A 619-nucleotide genomic window follows, 5' to 3' on the forward strand; every position below is an offset into this window, starting at 1 on the left:
CCGCCGCCAGCAGGAACAGCACCACCGCCAGGCCGAAGTACGGCAGCTGGACCGATTGCGCCTCGGCGGCGCGGTAGGCCAGTGCGTCCGCCGCGGGCATCAGCGCCAGCTGTTGCTCGCTGCGCGGCTGCGCCGACAGGATCAGCAGTCCGCCGAACAGCGGCGCCAGGGTGGTTCCCAGCGAATTCATCGATTGCGCCAGGGTCAGCCGACTGGAACTGGTGCGCTCGTCGCCCAGCAGCGCAACGTAGGGATTGGCCGCTACCTGCAGCACGGTGATGCCGGTGGCCAGCACCACCTCGTCGAATCCGGCCAGGCTGGCCGCGTCGGCGCGGGTGCCCAGGCGCAGCTGCACGCCGGTTTCGGCCAGCTTGTGGCGGAAGTAGCGCAGGGTTTCGTGGAACTCTTCCTTGCCGGGGATGCGCTTGGCCACGTTGAACTGGCCCCCGATCTCCTCGTTGGCATCGAACAGGGTGACCTGGTGGCCGCGCTCGGCAGCCACCGTGGCGCAGGCCAGTCCGGCCGGACCGGCGCCGACCACGGCGATCTTCTTCGGCGCGGGGGTGGGGCGGTAGACCAGCTCGGTCTCGTGTGCGGCGCGCGGGTTGACCAGGCAGCT

The 619-nt window shown here is 70.4% G+C and carries 1 protein-coding gene; it reads right to left on the bottom strand.

The annotated features are described in order from the left end of the window. A partial coding sequence (locus tag C9414_RS20830) for an FAD-dependent oxidoreductase (protein WP_219909132.1) occupies nucleotides 1-619 on the bottom strand: 619 nt, incomplete at both ends.

Source organism: Bacillus sp. Nf3, from assembly GCF_003028545.1.
In the GTDB taxonomy this organism is placed as follows: Bacteria; Bacillota; Bacilli; order Bacillales; family Bacillaceae; genus Bacillus; species Bacillus safensis.